Genomic DNA, 20,755 nt, shown 5'->3' with positions numbered 1-20,755 from the left:
AGCCGGCCGGCACCGAGGATCAGTGCGCCAGGCGGTTCAAACGCCCTTGTCGGCCTGGTCGCTCTTCACGCTCTGCCGGTACTCGCTGGGATCGACATTGTAGGCTTTGCGGAATGCCCGCACGAAGCTTGAGCGGCTTTCGTAGCCGGCGTTGTAGGCCACGAGGTCGACCGGAGCCGACGTCGTCGTGAGGTCGAGCGCCGCCTGCCGCATCCTGAGGTCCCGGAGGACGGCCATCGGCGAACGGCCGAAGATCTCGGAGAACCGGGCCATGAAGGCCGACCGACTCAGGCCCGCGCTCTGCGCCAGGCTCTGGACCGTATGGGCGGCCCCGGGACGGGCCACCATGTCGGCGAAGGCGCGCGTGATCTGCCGGTCCGCGAGGATCGAGAACCGATCGGTCCAGCTGCGGGAGGACTTCATCGACCGCCGCACCAGGGCGACGATGACCTGCTTGAGCAGGGACGCCGTCATGGCGCCCATGCCGAGTTCCTGCGTGCGAAGCTCCTCGACCGCTTCGCGAAGTTTCAGGCCGATCCTGTCGGTCGGCTCGAATGTCTCGACCACGGCCTCCCGCAATTCGCGAAACAACCCGACGGACTGGCCGAAGGATGCGTTGAAGAAGCCGCAGATCTGGATGATCTCGGGCGGCTCGGCCGGCATCGCGATGCGCAGCACCCCGTCATGCCGCTTCCAGCAATCGCGGGTGATGAGCCGTTTCGGGCCGCCGGCGCCGTCGACTTCGATCGCGAACGGTGTGTTCGGAGGCTTGATGATGAGCATATGGGGCTCGAGCGGCATCGCAGGCCCGTCACCGATCGAGATCCGCCCCCGGCCGCTGACCGTGTAATGGATCGCCGGCGCGTCGATCGTCCCCATCTCGGCGCGATGGTCCGGGGGGATCAGCATTTCGGTGAGCGCGATGACATCGATCTCGAGCGCCCGCATGAGGCTGTCGAGGTCGGTGGCGGAGAGCTTCGAGGCAGAGCCGGCGATCAACGAATCGGTCCGCGCCCCCTGTCCGATTCCGGCCCGTGATTTGGCCGTGCTTTGCATAGCAACCTGCTTACGCGATCAAACTGTGAGTCCCCAGGTGAATCAGGCCCTCAGGGAATCTTCGCAAGGCGATTTTACCAAAGCACGCCAAGCCAGCCAAAGAAGGAACAGGGAATTCCTTTCCGCATTCTGCCTTCCGCGCGACCAGCTTGTTCCATCACGGTCGTCTACCGAGCGATCCGCGGTGCCATTGGCGGATACGGCTACGCCCATAACCTGGCGATGGCGGCGGTCGTTGCGGCATGGTCGCGTGACATCATCATTTCCCAAGCGGCGGATATCCTTGGATATAGATCCAGTCCGTCGACTGGGCCGGGATGTGGCAGGACTGGCAATCCGCCGTATAGTCGGTCGATGTCGTCTTCAGCGGGTTGCCGGCATCGAACCAGGACCAGCCCCAGCCGTCGCCCCAAAGTTTGTTGCCCGGAAATCTGCCCTTGCTGTCTTTCGTCATGACGAACCAGCCTGACAGCTTGTCCGCGTGGCTTACCGTTCCGGTCGTCATGTCTCCGGTCGCACCGCTGTAGACCTCCTTCACAAGCACCGCGCCATCGGGGAAATGCCCGTCGCGGCGAAAGGCTGCCGTGGTGCCGGGAGAGGCGTAGACCGTGTGGAACTCCTTCGCGCCCGGGTCCTGGTCGGCTGCCACGGCCCAGCTGCCCATGAATTCATAGGTAGTCCGGTAGTCGGTGGGGACACGAAGGTTGCCTGTCGCGTCGACAGCCCCTCCGGCCCATGGGTCTTCGGCCCAGGCTGCCACGACTGCGACGGTGCCGCAGGCCAAAGCAAGCAGAAATAGGGCGGAAGCAGCCCTGGCAGTCCTCATGGCCTCACCTCGGTTATCTGGTCATGCCGCGGCGACACGTCCATTGGCCGGTCGACGCCGTCGGTCGCGCGGATCTGCCAACAGGCTAGCGCGACACGATGGCGCCAAAGTCCGGATCACGTGTCCATTCGTCCAGGAGATCCGGCTGGCGGGGCGCGGCATGGCGGCGAAGGATTCCTGACCATCGGTGACGAGCCGGGGATCGGCGTCTCGCCGCGCCCCGGCGCGGCCGAGAAGTTCCCGTACCGGAAGAGACTTGGGTCAGCCGGTCACGTAACCGCCATCAACGATGATATCCGCACCGGTCAGGAAGGCGGCGGCGGGGGCGGCGAGGAACAGGGCGGTGCCCACCAGGTCCTCGGCCTCGCCCCAGCGCTTCAGGGCCGAGCGTGCGGCGATCCGCGCCGCCGCGTCCGGCTCCGACCACAACGGCTTCGTCATGTCGGTGCGGTGATAGCCGGGCGAGATGGCGTTGACTCGGATTCCCTCCGGCCCGAAGGCATGGGCCAGGTGCCGGGTCAGCCCGACCACGCCGGTCTTGCTGGCGCCATAGGCCGGGACGCTGGGATCGGCCAGGTAGCTCAGCATCGAGGCGAAGTTGATGATGCTGCCACGACTGGCCGCCAGATGCGGCCGCGCCGCCATCGAGAGGCGCATGACGCTGTTCAGGTTGACCTCGATCACCTCGAGATAGGTGACCTCGGTGAACTCCGCCTCCGGCCGGGCGATGCCGGCGGCGTTGACCAGGATGTCCAGCCCGGGCAGGGCGCCGACGAAGCCGATGATCACCGCCGGGTCGCGCACGTCCAGTGTGGCGAAGCGGATGCCGTCGTTGCGGGTGTCGGCCCGCGCCGCGGTGAGCTTGCCCTCGGAGCTGCCGGTGGCGACGACCTCGGCCCCGACATCGCGGAAGCCGCGGGCCACGGCCAGGCCGATGCCGCTGGACGCGCCGGACACCAGCACGCGTCGGCCGGCGAACAGGTCGGGCCGGAAGGTTGCGTTGAGGCCATCCAGGGGCCAGTGCGAGCGGCCCCTGGATGGCCACGCCCCTGCGGGGCTCGCCATGACGATGGGGGAAGGATTCCCTTCCTTCCTCTCACACCAGCTCGCGCAAAACGCGGACCACCATCTCGGCGGTCACCGGCATCTCTTCGTTGTGCATGATCTCGCCCGGGCGGCAGGCGCGCTCGGCGACGATCCGCAGCTTCGCCTCGGTGGCGTCGGTGATGCCGATGTCGCGCAGCCGGGTCGGCAGCCGCACCGCGGTGCAGAAGTCGCGCACCCGGCGGTATTCGTCCTCCGGCACCCCTTGCAGCTTGAGTTCGGCCAGCACGCCGATCGCGACCTTCTCGCCATGCAGATGGTGGTGCACCTCCTCCAGCTCCGACAGGCCGTGATGGATGGCGTGGGCGCCGGCGACGCCGCCCGATTCGAAGCCCAGGCCGCTCAGCAGGATGTTGGCCTCGATGATCCGCTCGAAGGCCGGGCCTGGCACCTTGGCGTCGCACTCCGCCAGGGCGGCGACGCCGAACTCGAACACGGTGTCGCGGCACAGCCGGGCGATCTCGTAGGCCAGTGGGACGCCGCGCACGCCGAGGCAGTTCAGGGCGCCGCTGCGGCGGCAGGCCTCTGCTTCGTAATACGTCGCCAGCGCGTCGCCGATGCCGGCGGCCAGGAAACGGGCCGGGGCCCTGGCGACGATCTCGGTGTCGACGATCACCAGGTCCGGGTTGCGCGGCAGGAAGTAGTCATGGTCGACCGACCCGTCGGGCTTGTAGACCACGGCCAGGGCGCTGCAGGGCGCGTCGGAGGCGGCGATGGTCGGCATCACCACGCAGGCGGCGCCGGCCTCATGCGCCGCCGCCTTGGCGGTGTCCAGCGCCTTGCCGCCGCCGACGCCGAGCACCACCCGGGCCCCGGCGGCACGGGCGGACGCGGCCACGGACGCGATCTCCTCCTTCGAGCATTCGCCGCCATGGCGGATCAGCTCGATGGCGAGATGACCGGCGCAGGCCTCGCGCAGCGGGCCGGCCAGCAGGTCATGCACGCCGCGGTCCAGCACGATGACGGCCCGGTCACCGAAGCCGGCCAGCTCCGGCCCCAGCCGGGCGATGATGCCGGGGCCCTGCAGGTAGCGGCCGGGAAAGCGGGCGCCGATGATCATGGTCGTCTCCTGTCCGGTCAGGCGCGCCGCGCCGTGGTGCCGCGCTCGATCAGCATCGCCGGCACCACCACCCGGTGCTCATGCGGCTCGGGCGGGGCGGCGGTGGCGGCGCGCAGGATCTTCAGCGACTCGTCGACCATGCGCGCGGCGTCATGGACGAAGGTGGTCAGGTCGTAGCCGGCATAGCCGGCGGCCGGGATGTCGTCGAAACCGGCGATCATGACGTCGTCCGGCACCTTCAGCCGCAGCTCCCGCCGCAGCGCGTCGATGGCGCCGATCGCCACCAGGTCGTTGGCGCAGAAGATCGCGTCCGGCCGGTCCGGCCCGGCGCACATCTGCAGCGCCGAGGCGTAGCCGCCCTCGTAGCGGAAATGGCCGCCCAGCACGGCAGGCTCCGGCAGCCCCAGCTCGCGCAGCCGGTCGCGGAAGCCGCCCAGCCGGTCCTGGTTGGCCGGGCTGTCGGCCGGGCCGGCGATGTAGCCGAAGCGGCGGGCGCCGCGGGCCGCGAACAGGTCCGCCGCCGCCCGCGCCGCGCCGGTGTTGTCGCAGCACACCGAGGACAGGAAGTCGTTCTGCGCCGGGGTGTTGAACGAGATCACCGGGATCCGGAACCGGGCCAGCGCCTCGGCCGTGTCCGGCCCCAGCACCGCGAGCGCGCTGACGATGGCGTCGACCCGGTAGCCGGCCAGGCGCGGGATCGCCGCGTCGAAGGAATGGCCGCTGTCGACATGCAGCAGCAGCACCTGCCAGCCGCCGGCCTGCAGCCGGCTGGTGAACCGCTCCAGCACCGTCGCGTAGAACGGGTTGTACATGCCGCCGATGACGATCGCGACCAGGTGCGAGCGCTGGGTCAGCATGATCCGCGGGATCATGCTGGGCCGGTAGTCCAGCTGCTCGGCCGCCGCCAGCACCTTGGCCCGCGTCTCCTCCGACACGCTGGCGCCGGGCTTGTAGGTGCGCGACACCGCCGATTGCGACACCCCCGCCAGCCGCGCCACGTCGGTGGAGGAGGCGTATTTCTTCGATCGCGTCATCCCGGCTCCATAGATACGACGTTTTCCGATTGACGGCGGAAGCGGTCGATGCATAGCTAGTCACACCTAGTGCATAGCTAGTCAACGCAAAAATATTTCAGGGAGAGACGATCATGAAGGATGGACGCATTCCGTTTTCCATGTCCCTGACCCGGCGCGGCGCGCTGAAGGGCGCCGCGGCGCTCGGCGTCGGCCTGGCCGCGCCTGCCGGCTTCGTCCGCCGCGGCTTCGCCGCCGACAAGCCGACGCTGGTGACGTCGATCCGGTCCCTTTCCAACCCCTATCACGCCGCCTGGAAGCAGGGCGCCGAGACCTACGCCAAGTCGGTCGGGCTCGAGCTGGTCACGCTGGTGACCGAGGGCGACAGCGAGAAGGGGCTGGCCGATATCCGCGCCATCCTGGCCAAGACCGGCGGCAACATGGTGCTGAACCTGGACCCGAACGATTCGGCCGACGCCACGCCGATCGTCGAGGCCTGCGCCGCCGCCAAGGTCTATGTCATGTCGCAGTGGAACAAGCCGGCCGACCTGCACCCCTGGGACCACAACCCGTACTACACCGCCTTCGTCACCTTCGACGGCGAGCGCTATGGCGGCGAGACGGCGGAGGCGCTGGTCAAGTCGATCGGCGGCAAGGGCGGCATCGTCGCCCTGGGCGGGATCATCTCCAACACCGTGGCAATCGCCCGCAAGGCCGGGCTGGACAAGGTGGTGGCGGCCCATCCCGACGTGAAGCTGCTCGACTTCCAGGTGGCCGACTGGCAGTCGACCAAGGCCTATGACGTGGTCGCCGCCTGGCTGACCCGGTTCGGCGACGAGATCAAGGGCATCTGGGCCGCCAATGACGACATGGCCGTCGGCGCGCTCGAGGCGCTGCGGGCCGAAGGGCTGGCCGGCAAGGTGCCGGTCACCGGCATCGACGGCATCAAGGCGGCGGTCGAGGGCGTGAAGTCCGGCGAGTTCGCGGCCACCGTCTCCTCCGACCCTTACTGGCAGGGCAGCATGGGCCTGGCCATCCCCTATGCCGCCTCGCTCGGCAAGTTCGACCCGGCCAAGGAGCCGAAAGAGCATCGCGAGTTCTACGGCCAGGGCATCGTGGTGACGAAGGACAACGTCGAGGCCTTCTACAAGTCGAACATCGAATCCGAGCCGAAGATCGACTATGGCGACCTGTGGGGCCGGGTCACCGGCCAGGTCCGCCCGGGCTGACGGGGGCCGCGTGTCCGTGCAGTCCCACACCGCACCGGCGGCGGCGCGTCCGCGCAGCGCCGCCGGCCGGGCGAAGCTGGAGCGGCGTCTGCGCCTGGCGGCGCCGCTGATCGTGCTGGTCGCGCTGTGCCTGCTGCTCGGCGTGGCCAACCCGAACTTCCTCAGCACCGGCAACTTCGTCCGGGTGGCCACCGCCGCCTCGATCCCGCTGGTGCTGACGCTCGGCGCCACCTTCATCATCCTGCTCGGCAGCATCGACCTGTCGATCGAGGGCATGATGGCGGTGGCGGCGATCGTGCTGACCCTGCTGGTGGCCAACGATAGCGGCGGCGGCTTCGACATCGGCCTGGCCGCCGTGCCGGTCGCCGTCGCCGCCGGCACGGCCATGGGGTTGTTCAACGGCGCGCTGCATGTCGGCCTCAGGATCCCGTCCTTCATGGCGACGATCGGCAGCTGGTTCATCGGCCTCGGCACCGCCACCATCCTGCTCGGCGGCGGCTCGGTCCGGATCCTCGACCCCGACATCCGGGCGCTGGCGCTGACACGGCTGGCCGGGATGCCGCTGTCGGTCTGGATCGCGCTGGCGGCGCTGGGCGTGGCCTGGGTGATCCAGACCCAGACCCGCTTCGGCCGCCACGTCTACGCCATCGGCGGCGGCGAGGATCTGGCGGCCCTGTCCGGCGTGCCGATCCGGCGCACCAAGGTCATCGCCTTCGCTTTGGCCGGCACCTTCTACGGCCTGGCCAGCGTGCTGGCGGCGGCGCAGTTGGGCCTGGCCAATGCCGAGATCGGCACCGGCCGGCTGTTCACCACGATCACCGCCGTGGTGGTCGGCGGCACCTCGCTGATGGGCGGGCAGGGCGGCGTGCTGAACGCGCTGATCGGCGTGCTGATCGTCGCCGTCCTGGCCAACGGCATGGTGCTGCTGGGCATCCCGCCCTATCTGCAGCAGGCCGCCCAGGGCCTGATGATCATCGTCGCGGTCGCGCTGTCGCTCGACCGGTCGCAGCTCCGCATCGTGAAGTGACGCCATGCTGCAGGCCATCGCCCTCCAGAAATCCTTCGGCAGCGTCCAGGCGCTGAAGGGCGTCGATGTCGAGATCCGGCCGCGCGAGGTGGTCGGGCTGGTCGGCGAGAACGGCGCCGGCAAGTCGACGCTGATGCGCATCCTGGCCGGGGTGCAGCAGCCCTCGGGCGGCGAGCTGCGCCGCGACGGCAACGCGCTGCACCTGGCCGATCCGCGCCAGGCCAATGCCCGCGGCATCGCCATGGTGTTCCAGGAGCAGTCGCTGCTGCTGAACCTGAGCGTAGCCGAAAACATCTTCCTGGGTCAGGAGCAGGACTTCATCCGCCTCGGCCTGATCGACTGGCGCCGGCTGAACGCCGCGGCGCGCCGGCAGCTGGAGAAGGTCGGGCTCGACATCGATCCCTCCACCCGGGCGCAGGATCTCAGCTTCGCCGCCCGGCAGATGGTCGAGCTGGCCAAGGCGCTGGCGCTGGAGGACCGGGTCGAGGGCGACCTGGTGATCCTCCTGGACGAGCCGACCTCGGTGCTGGAGCAGGCCGAGATCGACCTCCTGTTCGCCCGCGTCCGGGCGCTGAAGAGCCGGGCCAGCTTCGTCTTCGTCTCGCACCGGCTGGACGAGGTGCTGGCGATCAGCGACCGCATCTATGTGATGAAGGATGGCGGCGTGGTCGCCGAGATGCCGGCGGCCGAGGCCGACATCCCGACCCTGCACCGGATCATGGTCGGGCGCGAGGTCCATGCCGAATACTACCGGGAGTCGGAGCAGCGGCCGCCGCAGGACGAGATCGTGCTGCAGGCGAAGGGCCTGTGCTGCGAGGGCAAGTACCGCGACATCGACCTGACGCTCCGCCGCGGCGAGGTGCTGGGCATCGCCGGCGTCATCGGCTCGGGGCGGGAGGAGCTGGTGCGCAGCTTCTTCGGCTTCGTCCAGCCCACTTCCGGGACGCTGGAGGTCGGCGGCCAGGCGGTGCGCTTCGCCTCCCCGGCTGACGCGGTCGGCCACGGCATCGGCTTCATCCCCAGCGAGCGCCGGGTCGAGGGGCTGGTGATGATGCTGTCGGTGGCCGCCAACATGACCTTGGCGCGGCTGGAGGTGGCGGAAGGCCCGGTGGGGCTGAGCCGCGCCCGCGAGCGCGCCTTGGCGCAGGACTGGACGCAGAGGCTGGCGATCCGGGCATCCGGGCCGGATGCGGCCTGCCTGTCGCTGTCGGGCGGCACCCAGCAGAAGGTGGTGCTGGCCAAGTGGCTGACGGCGCAGTCGCGGATCCTGATCCTCGACCACCCGACCCGCGGCATCGATGTCGGCGCCAAGGAGGAGGTGTTCCGCCTGATCCGGTCGCTCTGCGCCGAGGGCGTGTCGGTGATCCTGATCGCCGACACGCTGGAGGAGACGATCGGCCTCAGCCACACCGTGCTGGCGATGCGCGACGGCGCCATCACCGCCCGGCTGACCGCCGAACCCGGCCGCAAGCCGGCCCAGGTCGATCTGATCGGACACATGGTATGAGCGTGGTGGGACAGAGGCTGGGCGGCCGCAAGCCCAAGCCAAACGAGTCCCCCCTCCCCTTGCGGGAGGGGGGTAGGGGGAGGGGATTTTATCCGCCCGAGCCGGCCCGGAGTCTGACGGATCGGAACGCCCGGCACGGTGGATCCCTGGCTCATGCACGCGCGGAGCTTGTCCTCGACAACCCCCTCCCCCTAACCCCCTCCCGCAAGGGGAGGGGGGACAAGAAAGAAGCGGAAGAAGCAACGCGTTTTTCTTCACGTCAGGCGGAGACCACGCCATGACCCGCCTGCTCGATCCCGCGTCCCTGCGCAGCGCGGCGCCGGCGCTGTTCCTGCTGCTGCTGGTGGTGGCGATCGCCATCGCCGCGCCGGGCTTCGGGTCGCCCGACACGCTGCTGGTGATCCTGGCCGACACCACCACCCTGTTCACCCTGGCGGCGGGCGTGACCTTCGTCATCCTGCTCGGCAGCATCGACCTCTCGATCCCGTCGGTGTGCTCGCTCTCCACCGTCATCGTGGCGCTGCTGCTGCCGCGGATCGGCATCGGCGCCTTCGCCGTGGCCCTGGCGGCGGGCGCCATCGCCGGGCTGGTCAGCGGCTTCGTCCATGTCCGGCTGCGGGTGCCGTCCTTCATCGCCACTTTGGCCACCGGCGGCGTGGTCGGCGGCGTCGCGCTCTACATCTCCGACGCCCGCAACATCGCCATCGCCGCCGACACGCGCGACCTGCTGGACTGGATCACCGACAGCACCGCCGGGGTGCCGAACATCATCGGCATCGGCATGGTCGCTCTGGCGATCGGTGTCTACCTGCAGCGCTACAGCCGCTTCGGCCGCTACAGCCTGGCGATCGGGGCGGGGGAGCCGGCGGCCTGGGCGGCCGGCATCCGCGTCAACCGGCACAAGATCCTGGCCTTCGTCCTGTCCGGCGCCTTCGCCGCCCTGGCCGGCATCCTGCTGTCGGCGCGGCTGGCCAGCGGGTCGCCCACCGTCGCCAACCAGCTGCTGCTGCCGGCGATCTCGGCGGTGCTGGTCGGCGGCACCGCCATCACCGGCGGCATCGGCGGCATCGGCCGCACCCTGGTGGGGGCGCTGACCGTCTCGGTCGTCCGCATCGGCATGACCTTCCTCGGCGTCAACATCTTCGCCCAGCAGATGGTGTTCGGCGCCGTCCTCATCCTTGCCGTGGCGATCACGCTCGATCGCGGCAAGATCCTGATCGCGAAGTAGGCCCCGGGGAGGGGCGGGGGAGCAGCCATGGATCTCGGACTGGGCGGCAAGGTCGCCGTGATCACCGGCGCCAGCGTCGGCATCGGCCTCGCGGTGGCCGACGGGCTGGCGGCGGAAGGCGCCCATATCGTGCTGGCGGCGCGCCAGGCCGAAAGGCTGGAGGCCGAGGCCAAGGCGCTGGCGGAGCGGCACGGCGTGCGAACTTTGGCGGTGGCCTGCGACGTCGCCACCAGCGCCGGCACGGATGCGCTGATCGCGGCGGCGGAAACGGAATTCGGCGGCGCCGACATCCTGATCAACAATGCCGGCACCGGGTCGAACGAGACGATCCTGGAGGCGCCGGACGAGAAGTGGCAGGCCTATTGGGACCTGCATGTCATGGCGGCGGTGCGGCTGGCGCGTGGCCTGGTGCCAGGCATGAAGCGGCGCGGCGGCGGCGTGATCCTGCACAACGCCTCGATCTGCGCGGTGCAGCCCTTGTGGTACGAGCCGATCTACAACGTCACCAAATCGGCGCTGATGATGTTCTCCAAGACCCTCGCCACCGAGGTGGTGAAGGACAATATCCGGGTGAACTGCGTCAACCCCGGCCTGATCCTGACGCCGGACTGGATCAAGACCGCCAAGCAGCTGACCGCCGACAGCGGCGGCAATTGGGAAGGCTACCTGCAGGGCGTGGCCGACGAGCATGCGGCGATCAAGCGCTTCGGCACGCCCGAGGAGCTCGCGCATTTCTTCGTCTTCCTGTGCTCGGACAAGGCCAGCTACAGCGTCGGGTCGACCTATTTCGTCGATGGCGGGATGCTGAAGACGCTGTAGTCGGCGGGGGCGGAGATGGGTGTCAGGAACTATCTGATCGAAGGCGTATCCGGCACGGGCAAGACCTCGGTCTGCGACGAGCTGCAGCGGCGCGGCCACCATGCGATCCATGGCGACCGGGAGCTGTCGTATCAGGGCGATCCGGATACCGGCGAACGGCTGGCCGGCTTCGCCCATGAGCATCACATCTGGGACGTCGACAAGGTCAGGGCCCTGGCGGCCGACCGAACCCACGCGATGTCGTTCTTCTGCGGCGGCTCCCGGAATTTTTCCCGCTTCATCCATCTGTTCGATGGGGTCTTCGTGCTCGAGGTCGATCTCGGCACGCTGAACCGGCGGCTGGCCGCGAGGCCGGAAGACGAGTTCGGCGGACGCGCGGTCGAACGGGAGTTCGTCGCGCGCCTCCACGCCACGAAGGAAGACCTGCCGAAGGGGGGCGTCGTCATCGACGCCACGGCACCGGTCGCGCGCGTCGTCGACGCGATCCTGAGCCGATGCAGGTAATGCAGGTATCGGCGGTGGGACGTTGAGTTCGCTTCAGGAACCCCAGCCGCCTGAGGAGCTTGCAAGGGGCTGGTCTTCCCCACCGTCATGGCGAGGAGCGGAGCGACGAAGCAATCCAGGGGCCACGTCAAATGGCCCTGGATTGCTTCGCTGCGCTCGCAATGACGGAGAAGGAAAGCCTCAGTCGTACAGGCTGGGCAGCCGGTACGCCTCGATCGCCGAGCGGCCGAAGATCTGGGTCTGCTCGGCCTCGGTCAGGGGCTCCAGGCAGGACCGTAGCGCCCGGACCACTTGGCCGTAGCTGCCGGCGATCAGGCAGACCGGCCAGTCGGTGCCGAACATGCAGCGATTGACACCGAAGATGCGCAGCGCCTCGGCGACATAGGGTTTCAGGTCCTCCGGCGACCAGCGCTCCCAGTCGGCCTCGGTGATCATGCCCGACAGCTTGCACCAGACATGGTCGCGGTGCTGGGCGAAGCCGCGCATCAGTGCCGCCCAGGGCTCGAAGCCGCCGCCCTTGATGTCCGGCTTGGCGATGTGGTCGAGGACGAAGCGCAGATCCGGGAAATCCGCCACCGTGCGCAGCGCCGCCGGCAGATGCGGCAGCTTCGGCACCAGGTCGTAGACCAGCCCGGCATCGGCCACCGCGCGCAGGCCGCGGCGGACATCGTCGCGCAGCAGCCAGTTCGGATCCGCCTCCTCATGGATCAGGTGGCGGATGCCGACCAGCCAGCGCCCCTCCGGCGCCGCCTTCAGTTCGGCCAGGGTGTCGCCGACCTTCGGATCGGTCAGGTCGACCCAGCCGACCACCCCGGCGACGAAGTCGGTCGCCGCGGCGGCGCGGAGGAAGTCCCGGGTCTCGCCCAGGTCATTCCAGGTCTGCACCAGCACGGTGCCGGTGACGCTGTGGCATTGCAGCGCCGGCCGCAAATCGTCGGGCGCGAACACCCGGCGGATCGGGGCGAAGGGGCCGCTCAGCCAGCCATAGTCGCCCTTGTCCGGGTCCCAGAAATGCTGGTGCGCGTCGATGATGATCGGCGTGGCCATGGCCGGGCTCCGCTCACCAGCGCTGATGCACGAAGGGCTTGATGTCCTGGTCGTAGATGGCGCGCAGCTCCGCCATCGCGGCCGGCGGCAGCGCGGGCAGGGCGGTGGCCTCGGCGTTCGACCGGGCCTGGGCCCCGTTGCGGGCGCCGGGGATGGCGACCGTGACGGCGTCGAACATCAGGATCCAGCGCAGCGCGAACTTGGCCATGGTGGTGTCGCCGCCGACCAGCGGCCGCACCCGCTCCACCGCCGCCAGACCCTTGTCGTAGGGCACGCCGGAGAAGGTCTCGCCGACGTCGAAGGCCTCGCCGTTGCGGTTGAACTGGCGGTGATCGGTGGATTCGAACTTGGTGTCGGCGCGGAACTTGCCGGAGAGGAGGCCGCTGGCCAGCGGCACCCGGGCGATGATCGCGACCTGCTTCTCCTGCGCCAGGGCGAACAGCCGCTCGGCCGGGCGCTGGCGGAAGATGTTGAAGATGATCTGGATGCTCTGCACGCCCGGATACTCGATCGCCTTCAGCGCCTCCTCGACCCGCTCGACGCTGACGCCGTAGTTGCGGATCTTGCCCTGCTCGACCAGCCGGTCCAGCGACCCGAACACCTCGGGGTGGTAGTACAGGTCGGTCGGCGGGCAGTGCAGCTGCACCAGGTCCAGCGTGTCGACCTGCAGGTTCTTCAGGCTGCGGTCGATGAAGCCGGACATGGTCTCCAGGCTGTAGCCCGCGACCTCCTGCTTCGGCAGGCGGCGGCCGGTCTTGGTGGCGACGAAGGGGCGGTCGCCGCCGCGCTCCTTCAGCACCCGGGCGATCAGCTGCTCCGACCTTCCGTCGCCATAGACATCGGCGGTGTCGAGGAAGGTGACGCCGGCATCCAGCGTCTCGTGCAGCGCCGCCAGCGCGTCGGCATCGTCGACATGGCCCCAGCTGGCGCCGATGGCCCAGGCGCCGAAGCCGATCTCGCTGACCTTGCGGCCGGTCCGTCCGAAGTCCCTGCTGCGCATCCTCGCCTTCCTCTCTGCCGGGTCCGTTGCCTTGATTCGATCAGGTCGCAGGGTTATCATACAACCGTCCATGCCCTGGCAAGTGCGATCTCGGGACCAGCCAGCGGAAGGCGCCTGCTGATGCCAGCTCGTGTCGATAGCCGTCACAGTCACCGTCATGGCGAGGCGCATAGCGCCGTGGCCATCCAGGGGCCGTGCGAGCTGCCCTGGATGGCCACGCCCCTGCGGGGCTCGCCATGACGGTCTTGGGGTGTGGTCAGAGTCTCTCTGCGGGACCGGCATAGGTCTGCCTATCCGTCCACCGATCGCCGCGCTTGACAGATCGGACAAATCAGGTCGTATGGTTGTATGATAACCATGTAATCAACAGAGGCTTTCCGGGAGGCTTCGCGCAATGACGACATTCTCCAGAGGACATCTCCTTCTCGCCCTGGCCGCCTGTGCGCTGGCCGGGCCGGCCATGGCCGAGGACACGGTCAAGATCGGCGTGGTGGCGGCGGAATCCGGCTCCTTCGTCTCGGCCGGCCACACCCTGCCGGCCGGCGTCAGCCTGGCGGTGAAGGAGATCAACGATGCCGGCGGCGTGAAGGTCGGCGACAAGACCTACAAGATCGAGTTGGTGCGCCGCGATGACCGCACCGATATCGGCACCGCCGTGGCGGCGACGCAGGAGCTGGTGCGCGATGTCGGGGTGAAGGCGATCTTCGGGTCGGAATCGCACGACTTCACCCTGGCCATGGCCAAGATCACCCAGCCGGCCAAGATCCTGCACTTCGCCGGCAACAGCACGCTCGACACCGTGCTGACCGACGCCTCGGTCGCCCCGGGCGGCGAGGACCACTACCTGTTCCAGTCCGAGCCGCGCGAGTTCCAGCGCAGCGGCAGCACCGCCCGCGGCGTGCTCAGCCTGCTGCAGCCGCTGGTCGACCATCCGATCAAGAAGTCGGTGATCATCGCCGGCAACGACGCCACCGGGCAGTTCCTGTCTTCCTACTACATCAAGGCGCTGAAGGCGGAGGGGCAGGAGGTGCCGGACATCATCTTCTACCCGCCCGACACCACCGACTTCTCGCCGATCCTGACGCGGGCCAAGAGCCTGAATCCGGATGTGGTGCACTTCTGGTACAACGGCGACTCGACGCTGACGGCGCTGCCGCAGGCGCTGGAGCTGGCGGTGGCCCCGAGCTACTTCCTGTTCGGCGTCGACCCGGGCATCTGGAAGGAGCGGGGCCTGTCGGCCGATGTGCCGGTGGCGATGAGCTGCGTGCCGGTGTGCTGGGGCGAATCCTCCAACGCCAAGGCCAAGGCCTATTTCGACGCCTATTTCGCGGCCGGCGCGCCGAAGGGCGTCACCTCCTCGGTCTCGCTGCTCTACTATGACTACGTCCACATGCTGGCGGAGGCCTGGACCAAGGCCGGCAGCTTCGACCCGGACAAGACGGTCGAGGCGCTGCTGACCCTGCGCCACAAGGGCGTGGTGTCGGATGACCTCGCCTTCAACGCCCACCACCAGGTGACGCACGCCACCGAGGTCTGCGTCGCCGACCCGGAGGGCAAGATCTCCTGCGCCATGCAGCAGCCGCCGGCCGACGCGCCGATGTGACGTCGCCCGACCCCGGCGGCGCCCCTGTGCCGCCGGCCCCGGCCTGCCGGAGGGTTCCTCCACCCTCCCCGACGCCTTCCGGCAGGCCGGCCCTCTCCTCGCCACGGGACCCGCCTTGGACATCCTCCTGCAGCAGATCCTGAACGGGCTGTCGATCGCCAGCGTGATCACGCTGATCGCGGTCGGCGTCACCCTGATCTTCGGCCTGACCGGCATCATCAACTTCGCCCATGGCGAGTTCCTGATGGTCGGCAGCATCGTCACCTGGCTGGCGGTCGGCGCCGGCTGGGGCTTCCCGCTGGCGCTGGTCGCCGGCGTCGCCACCGTCGCGCTGCTCGGCCTGGTGCTGGAGCGCGGGCTGTTCCGCTTCACCCTCGACCGGCCGACCAACGGCTTCATCGTGTCGCTGGGGCTGATCGTGGTGCTGCAGCACATCGTCATCCTGTTCTGGAACGCCAACCAGAAGAGCATCCCGCGGCCTTTGAACACGATCTGGGACGTCGGAGGCGTGCGCATCGCCGCGGTGCGGGTGATGGTGATCGCGGTGACCGCCGCGGTGGTGGCGCTGACCTTCTTCATGATCACCCGCAGCCGCTACGGAAGGGCGCTGCGCGCCAGCGTCGAGGACCGCGACACCGCGGCGCTGATGGGCATCCCGGTGCGGCGCTACATCACCGGCGTCTTCGTCTTCGGCAGCGCCCTCGCGGGCCTCGGCGGCGGCCTGCTGATCGCGCTGTTCCCGATCACCCCCTTCACCGGCGGCACCATCGTGATGAAGGGCTTCGCCGTGGCGCTGATCGGCGGCCTGGGCAACCTCACCGGCGCCGTGGTTGCCGGGCTGATCCTCGGCCTGGTCGAGGGCTTCAGCGCCGGCTACGGCCTGTCGGAATGGACCGACGCCTATTCCTTCGCCCTGATGATCATCGTGCTCCTGGTCCGGCCGCACGGCCTGTTCGGCGGCACCTCCGGCCCCCGAGTGACATGACGAATTCCCGATCGCCCCTCAGGGGACTGGTGCTGGCGCTGGTCCTGTTCGCGCTGCTGGCGCTGGTGCCGGCGCTGGGGCCCAGCAACCGGCTCCTGTCGCTGGCCATCACCGCCGGCATCAACATCGTGGCGCTGTACGGCCTGTCGGTGCTGTTCGGCCAGACCGGCATCCTGTCGATGGGCCATGCCGCGCTGGTCGGCGTCGGCGCCTACACCGCCGCCATCCTGGCCCGCGACCTCGGCCTCGACTTCTGGGTGGCGCTGCCCTGCGCCGCGGCGACCACGGCGCTGCTGGCGGCGGTGGTGGGTTTCCCGTCTCTCCGGGTCAGCGGCCACCACTTCGTGATCCTGACCTTCGCCTTCGGCCAACTGCTGACCATCGTCCTGACCAATGGCGGCGACTTCACCGGCCGGGCCACCGGGCTGGATCTCGGGCAGCCGGTGCAGCTGTTCGGCCTGGGCCTCGACCCGCTGCCGCAATTCTACCTGCTGACCCTCGGCTTCGTGGCGCTGGCCGCCATCGCCAGCTGGGCCATCGTCCATTCCCGCTACGGCCGCACGCTGCGGGCGATCCGCGAGAACGAGAAGCTGGCCGCCTCGCTCGGCATCAATGTCGGGCGGCACAAGATCGGCGCCTTCGTCGTCAGCGGCATCTTCGCCGGCATCTCCGGCGTGCTGCTGGCCTATTTCCTGCGCCACATCTCGCCCAGCCAGTTCGCCTCCTTCCCCAGCATCTATCTCGCTCTGATGGTGATGATCGGCGGCGCCCGGCTGCTGCTCGGGCCGCTGGCCGGCGGCATCCTGGTGGCCTTCCTGCCGGAGCTGTTCGCGCTCGACCCGGTGCAGTCCCGCATTCTCTACGGCATCTGCCTGATCGCGGTGATCCTCTTGCTGCCCAACGGCGTGATCGGCGGGCTGCTCGACCTGTGGCGCCGGCTGGTGCCGCAGCGCGACCCGGCCGAGCGGCCGGCTTCCAGCAGCCCGGCCCGCGCCGGGCGGGAGGGTTGAGGCATGGGCGCGATCGAGATCCGCGGCCTGCGCAAGCAGTTCGGCGGCGTCACCGCTTTGGCCGGGGTCGACCTGACCATCGTCGAGGGCGAGATCCTCGGCATCGTCGGCCCGAACGGGTCGGGCAAGACGACGCTGTTCAACGTCATCACCGGCGTGCACAAGCCGACCGCGGGCCACGTGACCTGGCGCGGCCGCGACATGACCGGCGTGCCGGCCCATGCCGTGTCGCATGCCGGCATCGCCCACACCTTCCAGCAGGCCATGGCCTTCCCCGGCCTCAGCGTGTTCGAGAACGTGCAGATCGCCGCCGAGCATTGCCGGTCGGCAGGGGCGTTTCCGTGGCCGACGCCGGACGACCTGATCGGCTTCGTCGGCCTGCAGGCGCTGCGGCACGAGACCGCCGGCATCCTGCCCTTCGGCAGCCTGCGCCTGCTCGGCATCGCCCTGGCGCTGGCGTCGCGGCCGGCGCTGCTGCTGCTGGACGAGCCGGCGGCCGGGCTGAACGACAAGGAGACGACGGCGCTGGTCGATCTGGTGCGGCAACTGCCCGGCCACGGCATCAGCGTCTGCGTCATCGACCACGATATGAGCCTGATGCAGCGCCTGTGCCGCCGCCTGGTGGTGCTGGATTTCGGCAGCAAGATCGCCGACGGGCCGACCGCCGAGGTGCTGGCCGACCCCAAGGTGCTCGAAGTGTATCTGGGAGGCGCGCTGTGACGCTGCTCGAGGTTTCCGGCGTCACCACCGGCTACGGCCCGACCACGGTCAACCGCAACGTCTCGCTGGCGCTGGGCCAGGGCGAGATCGCCACCATCCTCGGCCCCAACGGCGCCGGCAAGACCACGCTGCTGCGCATGATCGCCGGGCTGGTGAAGCCGCGCGGCGGCAGCGTCGTCTTCGACGGCCGCGACGTCACCGGCCAGCCGCCCGACGCCATGGCCAAGCAAGGCGTCGTGCTGGTGCCGGAGGGGCGACGCATCTTCGCCGACATGAGCGTGGAGGAGAATCTGCGCCTCGGCGCCTATGCCCGGCGCGACCAGGCGGCGGTCGACGCCGATGTCAGGCTGATGGAGGAATTCTTCCCGATCCTCGCCGCCAAGCGGCGGGACAAGGGCGGGTCGCTCAGCGGCGGGCAGCAGCAGATGCTGGCGATCGCCCGCGGCCTGATGGCGCGGCCGCGCGTGCTGCTGCTGGACGAGCCGTCGCTGGGCCTGTCGCCATTGATGGTGAAGGAGATCAAGGCCATCATCCTGGCGATCGGCGAGCGGTTCGGGGCCTCGATCCTGCTGGTCGAGCAGAATGCGGGGCTTGCGCTCGGCGTGGCCACGCATGGATATCTGATGCAGCAGGGCCGCGTCGTCGCCTCGGGGCCGATCGCCGAGCTGAGGAACGCGGATCTGATGCGGGACCTCTATCTCGGCGGGGCGCCGGCGGCGGCCCCCGCCTGAGTTTCCCGCCGCCGGTTCAACGGCGCTCGGCGAGAGCGGCCTTCCGAGGCCGGCGCGGAGCAGCCGTCGCCCGGGCCCGGGCGGGCAGGGCGGTGTCGTCCGGGGGCAGGCCGACGCGCTCGGCCGCGCCGTTCAGATGTGCCTGCATCGCCCATTGTGCCTCGACCCCGTCCTGCGCCTCGATCGCCGCCAGGATGCGGCCGTGCTCGCTCAAGGTCGCCTGGGCCATGTCCTCCGACGGGTGCTGGTCGCCGGCCGCCAGGATGCTCTCGCGCACCCGTTCGGCGACGAAGCCGATGAACTGCACCAGGTAGTCGTTGCGGGTCGCCGCGGCGATGGCGCGGTGGAAGTCCAGGTCGGCGTCTAGCCAGGCGACGCTGCCATAGGGGGAGGCGGTCATCGTCGCCAGCGCCCGGCGCATGGTCTCGAAGTCCTTGGCCGTGCGCCGATCGGCGGCCAGGGATACCGCGCGCACCTCCAGCGCGCCGCGCAGCTCGAACAGGCTGCGAAAGGCGTCGCCATCCTGCGGCGCGGCATGGTCGATCTTCAGCACGGTCGATTTCGGCGCCTCGGAGACGAAGGCGCCGCGGCCCTGCTGCGACCAGACCAGCCCTTCCGACCCCAGCCGGGCGATCGCCTCGCGCACCACGTTGCGGCTGACCCCGAAGGTCTCCGCCAGCGCCTGCACGGTCGGCAGCTGGTCGCCCGGCTTCAGCCGGCCGCGGGCGATCTCGCGCGAGATCGAGCTGGCGACCAGCGTCGGCAGGTGCGGTCCGCGGCTGACCTTGTCGAGCTTCAGCGTCATGGTGCCATCCGTTCTAGACCACCGGGTCTTCCGGGAGAATACGCCCGTTGCTGAGAATGCGCGTGGGGTCCAGCGCCAGCTTCAGCCGGGTGGCCAGGTCCAGCGACACGGGGTCGATCCGCTCCAGGAAGGCGTGCTGCTTCACCCGGCCGATGCCGTGCTCGGCGCTGATGCTGCCGCCCAGCCGGTCGACCACGTCGAAGATCAGCTCCTCGGCGCTGTGGAACAGGGTTTCCATCGCCGCCGGGTCCTGGCCCCGCGGCGGGATGACGTTGAAATGGACATTGCCGTCGCCGACATGGCCATAGGCCAGCGGCATGGCCTCCGGATGCTTCGCGCGCACCGCCGCCAGCGCCCGGGCGATGAAGCCGGCGATGTCCGAGATCGGCACCGACACGTCGGTGCGCAGGTAGCGGCCGCCGCGGCCCTGGGATTCGACCATGGTCTCGCGGTACAGCCACAGCCGCTCGCCCTGGGCGCGGCTGGAGGCGAGGACGCCGTCGCGGACGATGTCGTCGGCGCCGCCCAGGAAGCTCTCCATCAGCCCACGCAGGTCGACTGCGCCGCCGGCCGAGGCCTCGATCAGCACATAGGCAGGGTAGGGCTCCGACAGCGGATCGGGCAGGTCCGGCCGGGCGCGCAAGGTCACCTCGATGCCGTCGCGCAGGATCAGCTCGAAGGCGGTCAGCAGGTCGCTGCAGGCCCGCCGGGCGCGGGCATACAGCTCCATCGCGTCCTCGACCGAGGCCAGGCCGACCAGCGCGGTCTCGACCTGGGTCGGCTTCGGGAACAGCTTGAAGGCGATGGCGGTGACGATGCCCAGCGTGCCTTCGGCGCCGATGAACAGCTGCTTCAGGTCATAGCCGCGATTGTCCTTGCGCAGCACCTTCAGCCCGTTCCAGACGCGGCCGTCGGGCAGCACCACCTCCAGCCCCAGCACCAGGTCCCGGGTCATGCCGTAGCGCAGCACGTTGAAGCCGCCGGCATTGGTCGAGACGTTGCCGCCGACCCGGCAGCTGCCCTGCGCCCCGAAGGTGATCGGCAGCAGGCAGTCGACCGCGTCGGCCGCTTTCTTCGCCTCCTCCAGGATGCAGCCGGCCTCGACCACCATGGCGAAGTCGATCGGGCTGATCCGGCGCACCGCGGTCATCCGCTCCAGGCTGACCACGACCTCGCCTTCCGGCGCCGGCACCGCGGCCCCGACCAGACCGGTCAGACCGCCCTGCGGCACCACCCGCAGCCCCGCCTGCCAGCAATGGCGCATGATGGTCGAGACCTCCTCGACCGTGCGCGGCCGGGCCACCGCCAGCGGCCGGCCGACATGGTCGCCGGTGACGTCGCGGCCGTAGCGCGCCATCTCCTCCTCCCCGGTCAGCAGGGCGTCGCCGGGCAGGACGGCCCGCAGCGCAGCGATCGCGTCGGCGTGCGTCTGGGAGAGGGATGTGGTCAATTGCGGTCCCTGATCTTGTGGGCTGGACAAG

Annotated in this window: 20 protein-coding genes; 11 read left to right on the top strand and 9 right to left on the bottom strand. The window is 69.5% G+C overall.

Annotated elements, in window-relative coordinates; all coding sequences use genetic code 11:
• Positions 1–36: 36 nt before the first annotated feature.
• The 5 genes from BWR60_RS00155 to BWR60_RS00135 form a co-directional block, all read right to left on the bottom strand.
• A complete protein-coding gene (locus BWR60_RS00155; RefSeq protein ID WP_218823238.1) occupies positions 37–1,056 on the bottom strand; it encodes a helix-turn-helix transcriptional regulator in 1,020 nt (339 codons plus the stop codon).
• Between the two features lie 259 nt (positions 1,057–1,315).
• Positions 1,316–1,882: a cytochrome P460 family protein gene (locus BWR60_RS00150; RefSeq protein WP_088148977.1), complete on the bottom strand. Its 567-nt coding sequence runs from the start codon at positions 1,880–1,882 to the stop codon at positions 1,316–1,318.
• 261 nt (positions 1,883–2,143) lie between these two features.
• Positions 2,144–2,839 carry an SDR family NAD(P)-dependent oxidoreductase gene (locus tag BWR60_RS00145; RefSeq protein WP_218823237.1) on the bottom strand — a complete coding sequence of 232 codons (696 nt, stop codon included), beginning with the start codon at positions 2,837–2,839 and terminating at the stop codon, positions 2,144–2,146.
• A gap of 139 nt (positions 2,840–2,978) precedes the next feature.
• Positions 2,979–4,046, bottom strand: coding sequence for a glycerol dehydrogenase (locus tag BWR60_RS00140; protein ID WP_088148975.1), 1,068 nt, complete (start codon positions 4,044–4,046; stop codon positions 2,979–2,981).
• A gap of 17 nt (positions 4,047–4,063) precedes the next feature.
• Entirely contained in the window at positions 4,064–5,080 is a 1,017-nt protein-coding gene (locus tag BWR60_RS00135) for a LacI family DNA-binding transcriptional regulator (RefSeq protein WP_088148974.1), read from the bottom strand.
• Positions 5,081–5,193: 113 nt separating this feature from the next.
• Here BWR60_RS00135 and BWR60_RS00130 point away from each other — a divergent pair, with 113 nt between their 5' ends.
• The 6 genes from BWR60_RS00130 (at position 5,194) to BWR60_RS00105 (ending at position 11,373) form a co-directional block, all read left to right on the top strand.
• Positions 5,194–6,288 (top strand): sugar ABC transporter substrate-binding protein, encoded by a 1,095-nt coding sequence (locus tag BWR60_RS00130; protein WP_088148973.1) that lies wholly within the window; start codon positions 5,194–5,196, stop codon positions 6,286–6,288.
• A 10-nt stretch (positions 6,289–6,298) separates the two neighbouring features.
• Positions 6,299–7,315, top strand: coding sequence for an ABC transporter permease (locus BWR60_RS00125; protein WP_218823236.1), 1,017 nt, complete (start codon positions 6,299–6,301; stop codon positions 7,313–7,315).
• Positions 7,316–7,319: 4 nt separating this feature from the next.
• Positions 7,320–8,822: a sugar ABC transporter ATP-binding protein gene (locus BWR60_RS00120; RefSeq protein ID WP_088148971.1), complete on the top strand. Its 1,503-nt coding sequence runs from the start codon at positions 7,320–7,322 to the stop codon at positions 8,820–8,822.
• Positions 8,823–9,099: 277 nt separating this feature from the next.
• Entirely contained in the window at positions 9,100–10,050 is a 951-nt protein-coding gene (locus tag BWR60_RS00115; protein ID WP_088148970.1) for an ABC transporter permease, read from the top strand.
• Positions 10,051–10,077: 27 nt separating this feature from the next.
• The gene (locus BWR60_RS00110; protein ID WP_088148969.1) at positions 10,078–10,869 is read left to right on the top strand and encodes an SDR family NAD(P)-dependent oxidoreductase; all 792 of its coding nucleotides are present in this window, start codon (positions 10,078–10,080) and stop codon (positions 10,867–10,869) included.
• A 15-nt stretch (positions 10,870–10,884) separates the two neighbouring features.
• Positions 10,885–11,373: an AAA family ATPase gene (locus tag BWR60_RS00105; protein WP_088148968.1), complete on the top strand. Its 489-nt coding sequence runs from the start codon at positions 10,885–10,887 to the stop codon at positions 11,371–11,373.
• A gap of 180 nt (positions 11,374–11,553) precedes the next feature.
• Here BWR60_RS00105 and BWR60_RS00100 read toward each other — a convergent pair whose 3' ends face one another.
• Both BWR60_RS00100 and BWR60_RS00095 read right to left on the bottom strand, forming a co-directional pair.
• Positions 11,554–12,420 carry an amidohydrolase family protein gene (locus BWR60_RS00100; RefSeq protein ID WP_218823235.1) on the bottom strand — a complete coding sequence of 289 codons (867 nt, stop codon included), beginning with the start codon at positions 12,418–12,420 and terminating at the stop codon, positions 11,554–11,556.
• Positions 12,421–12,433: 13 nt separating this feature from the next.
• Entirely contained in the window at positions 12,434–13,420 is a 987-nt protein-coding gene (locus tag BWR60_RS00095) for an aldo/keto reductase (RefSeq protein ID WP_088148967.1), read from the bottom strand.
• A 394-nt stretch (positions 13,421–13,814) separates the two neighbouring features.
• On the opposite strand from BWR60_RS00095, the gene BWR60_RS00090 reads away from it, so the two are divergent.
• The 5 genes from BWR60_RS00090 to BWR60_RS00070 all read left to right on the top strand — a co-directional run bounded on the left by BWR60_RS00090 (position 13,815) and on the right by BWR60_RS00070 (position 18,469).
• Positions 13,815–15,023, top strand: coding sequence for an ABC transporter substrate-binding protein (locus BWR60_RS00090; RefSeq protein WP_088148966.1), 1,209 nt, complete (start codon positions 13,815–13,817; stop codon positions 15,021–15,023).
• Positions 15,024–15,138: 115 nt separating this feature from the next.
• Positions 15,139–16,008 carry a branched-chain amino acid ABC transporter permease gene (locus tag BWR60_RS00085; protein WP_088148965.1) on the top strand — a complete coding sequence of 290 codons (870 nt, stop codon included), beginning with the start codon at positions 15,139–15,141 and terminating at the stop codon, positions 16,006–16,008.
• Positions 16,005–17,018 (top strand): branched-chain amino acid ABC transporter permease, encoded by a 1,014-nt coding sequence (locus BWR60_RS00080; RefSeq protein WP_088148964.1) that lies wholly within the window; start codon positions 16,005–16,007, stop codon positions 17,016–17,018. Before BWR60_RS00085 ends, BWR60_RS00080 begins: the two co-directional genes overlap by 4 nt.
• 3 nt (positions 17,019–17,021) lie before the next feature.
• Positions 17,022–17,738 (top strand): ABC transporter ATP-binding protein, encoded by a 717-nt coding sequence (locus BWR60_RS00075; protein ID WP_088148963.1) that lies wholly within the window; start codon positions 17,022–17,024, stop codon positions 17,736–17,738.
• Positions 17,735–18,469 carry an ABC transporter ATP-binding protein gene (locus BWR60_RS00070; protein ID WP_088148962.1) on the top strand — a complete coding sequence of 245 codons (735 nt, stop codon included), beginning with the start codon at positions 17,735–17,737 and terminating at the stop codon, positions 18,467–18,469. The genes BWR60_RS00075 and BWR60_RS00070 overlap by 4 nt, the downstream gene beginning before the upstream one ends.
• A 16-nt stretch (positions 18,470–18,485) precedes the next feature.
• On the opposite strand, the gene BWR60_RS00065 is transcribed toward BWR60_RS00070, so the two are convergent.
• Positions 18,486–19,274, bottom strand: coding sequence for a FadR/GntR family transcriptional regulator (locus BWR60_RS00065; RefSeq protein ID WP_088148961.1), 789 nt, complete (start codon positions 19,272–19,274; stop codon positions 18,486–18,488).
• Positions 19,275–19,287: 13 nt separating this feature from the next.
• Positions 19,288–20,724 carry an FAD-binding oxidoreductase gene (locus tag BWR60_RS00060; RefSeq protein ID WP_218823234.1) on the bottom strand — a complete coding sequence of 479 codons (1,437 nt, stop codon included), beginning with the start codon at positions 20,722–20,724 and terminating at the stop codon, positions 19,288–19,290.
• Between the last annotated feature and the right edge of the window lie 31 nt (positions 20,725–20,755).

It is taken from the genome of Inquilinus limosus (assembly GCF_002195995.1).
GTDB classification, from domain to species: domain Bacteria; phylum Pseudomonadota; class Alphaproteobacteria; order DSM-16000; family Inquilinaceae; genus Inquilinus; species Inquilinus limosus_C.
Note: the sequence above shows the minus strand (reverse complement) of the source record. Positions and strands in the feature narration are given on the sequence as shown.

What these genes read in the sequence shown, in the direction of transcription:
- BWR60_RS00075 (WP_088148963.1), top strand. Translation starts at nt 17,022, where the DNA reads ATGGGCGCGATCGAGATCCGCGGCCTGCGCAAGCAGTTCGGCGGCGTC.
- BWR60_RS00140 (WP_088148975.1), bottom strand. Translation starts at nt 4,046, where the DNA reads ATGATCATCGGCGCCCGCTTTCCCGGCCGCTACCTGCAGGGCCCCGGC.
- BWR60_RS00100 (WP_218823235.1), bottom strand. Translation starts at nt 12,420, where the DNA reads ATGGCCACGCCGATCATCATCGACGCGCACCAGCATTTCTGGGACCCG.
- BWR60_RS00120 (WP_088148971.1), top strand. Translation starts at nt 7,320, where the DNA reads ATGCTGCAGGCCATCGCCCTCCAGAAATCCTTCGGCAGCGTCCAGGCG.
- BWR60_RS00095 (WP_088148967.1), bottom strand. Translation starts at nt 13,420, where the DNA reads ATGCGCAGCAGGGACTTCGGACGGACCGGCCGCAAGGTCAGCGAGATC.
- BWR60_RS00110 (WP_088148969.1), top strand. Translation starts at nt 10,078, where the DNA reads ATGGATCTCGGACTGGGCGGCAAGGTCGCCGTGATCACCGGCGCCAGC.
- BWR60_RS00105 (WP_088148968.1), top strand. Translation starts at nt 10,885, where the DNA reads ATGGGTGTCAGGAACTATCTGATCGAAGGCGTATCCGGCACGGGCAAG.
- BWR60_RS00155 (WP_218823238.1), bottom strand. Translation starts at nt 1,056, where the DNA reads ATGCAAAGCACGGCCAAATCACGGGCCGGAATCGGACAGGGGGCGCGG.
- BWR60_RS00090 (WP_088148966.1), top strand. Translation starts at nt 13,815, where the DNA reads ATGACGACATTCTCCAGAGGACATCTCCTTCTCGCCCTGGCCGCCTGT.
- BWR60_RS00115 (WP_088148970.1), top strand. Translation starts at nt 9,100, where the DNA reads ATGACCCGCCTGCTCGATCCCGCGTCCCTGCGCAGCGCGGCGCCGGCG.
- BWR60_RS00130 (WP_088148973.1), top strand. Translation starts at nt 5,194, where the DNA reads ATGAAGGATGGACGCATTCCGTTTTCCATGTCCCTGACCCGGCGCGGC.
- BWR60_RS00065 (WP_088148961.1), bottom strand. Translation starts at nt 19,274, where the DNA reads ATGACGCTGAAGCTCGACAAGGTCAGCCGCGGACCGCACCTGCCGACG.
- BWR60_RS00150 (WP_088148977.1), bottom strand. Translation starts at nt 1,882, where the DNA reads ATGAGGACTGCCAGGGCTGCTTCCGCCCTATTTCTGCTTGCTTTGGCC.
- BWR60_RS00080 (WP_088148964.1), top strand. Translation starts at nt 16,005, where the DNA reads ATGACGAATTCCCGATCGCCCCTCAGGGGACTGGTGCTGGCGCTGGTC.
- BWR60_RS00135 (WP_088148974.1), bottom strand. Translation starts at nt 5,080, where the DNA reads ATGACGCGATCGAAGAAATACGCCTCCTCCACCGACGTGGCGCGGCTG.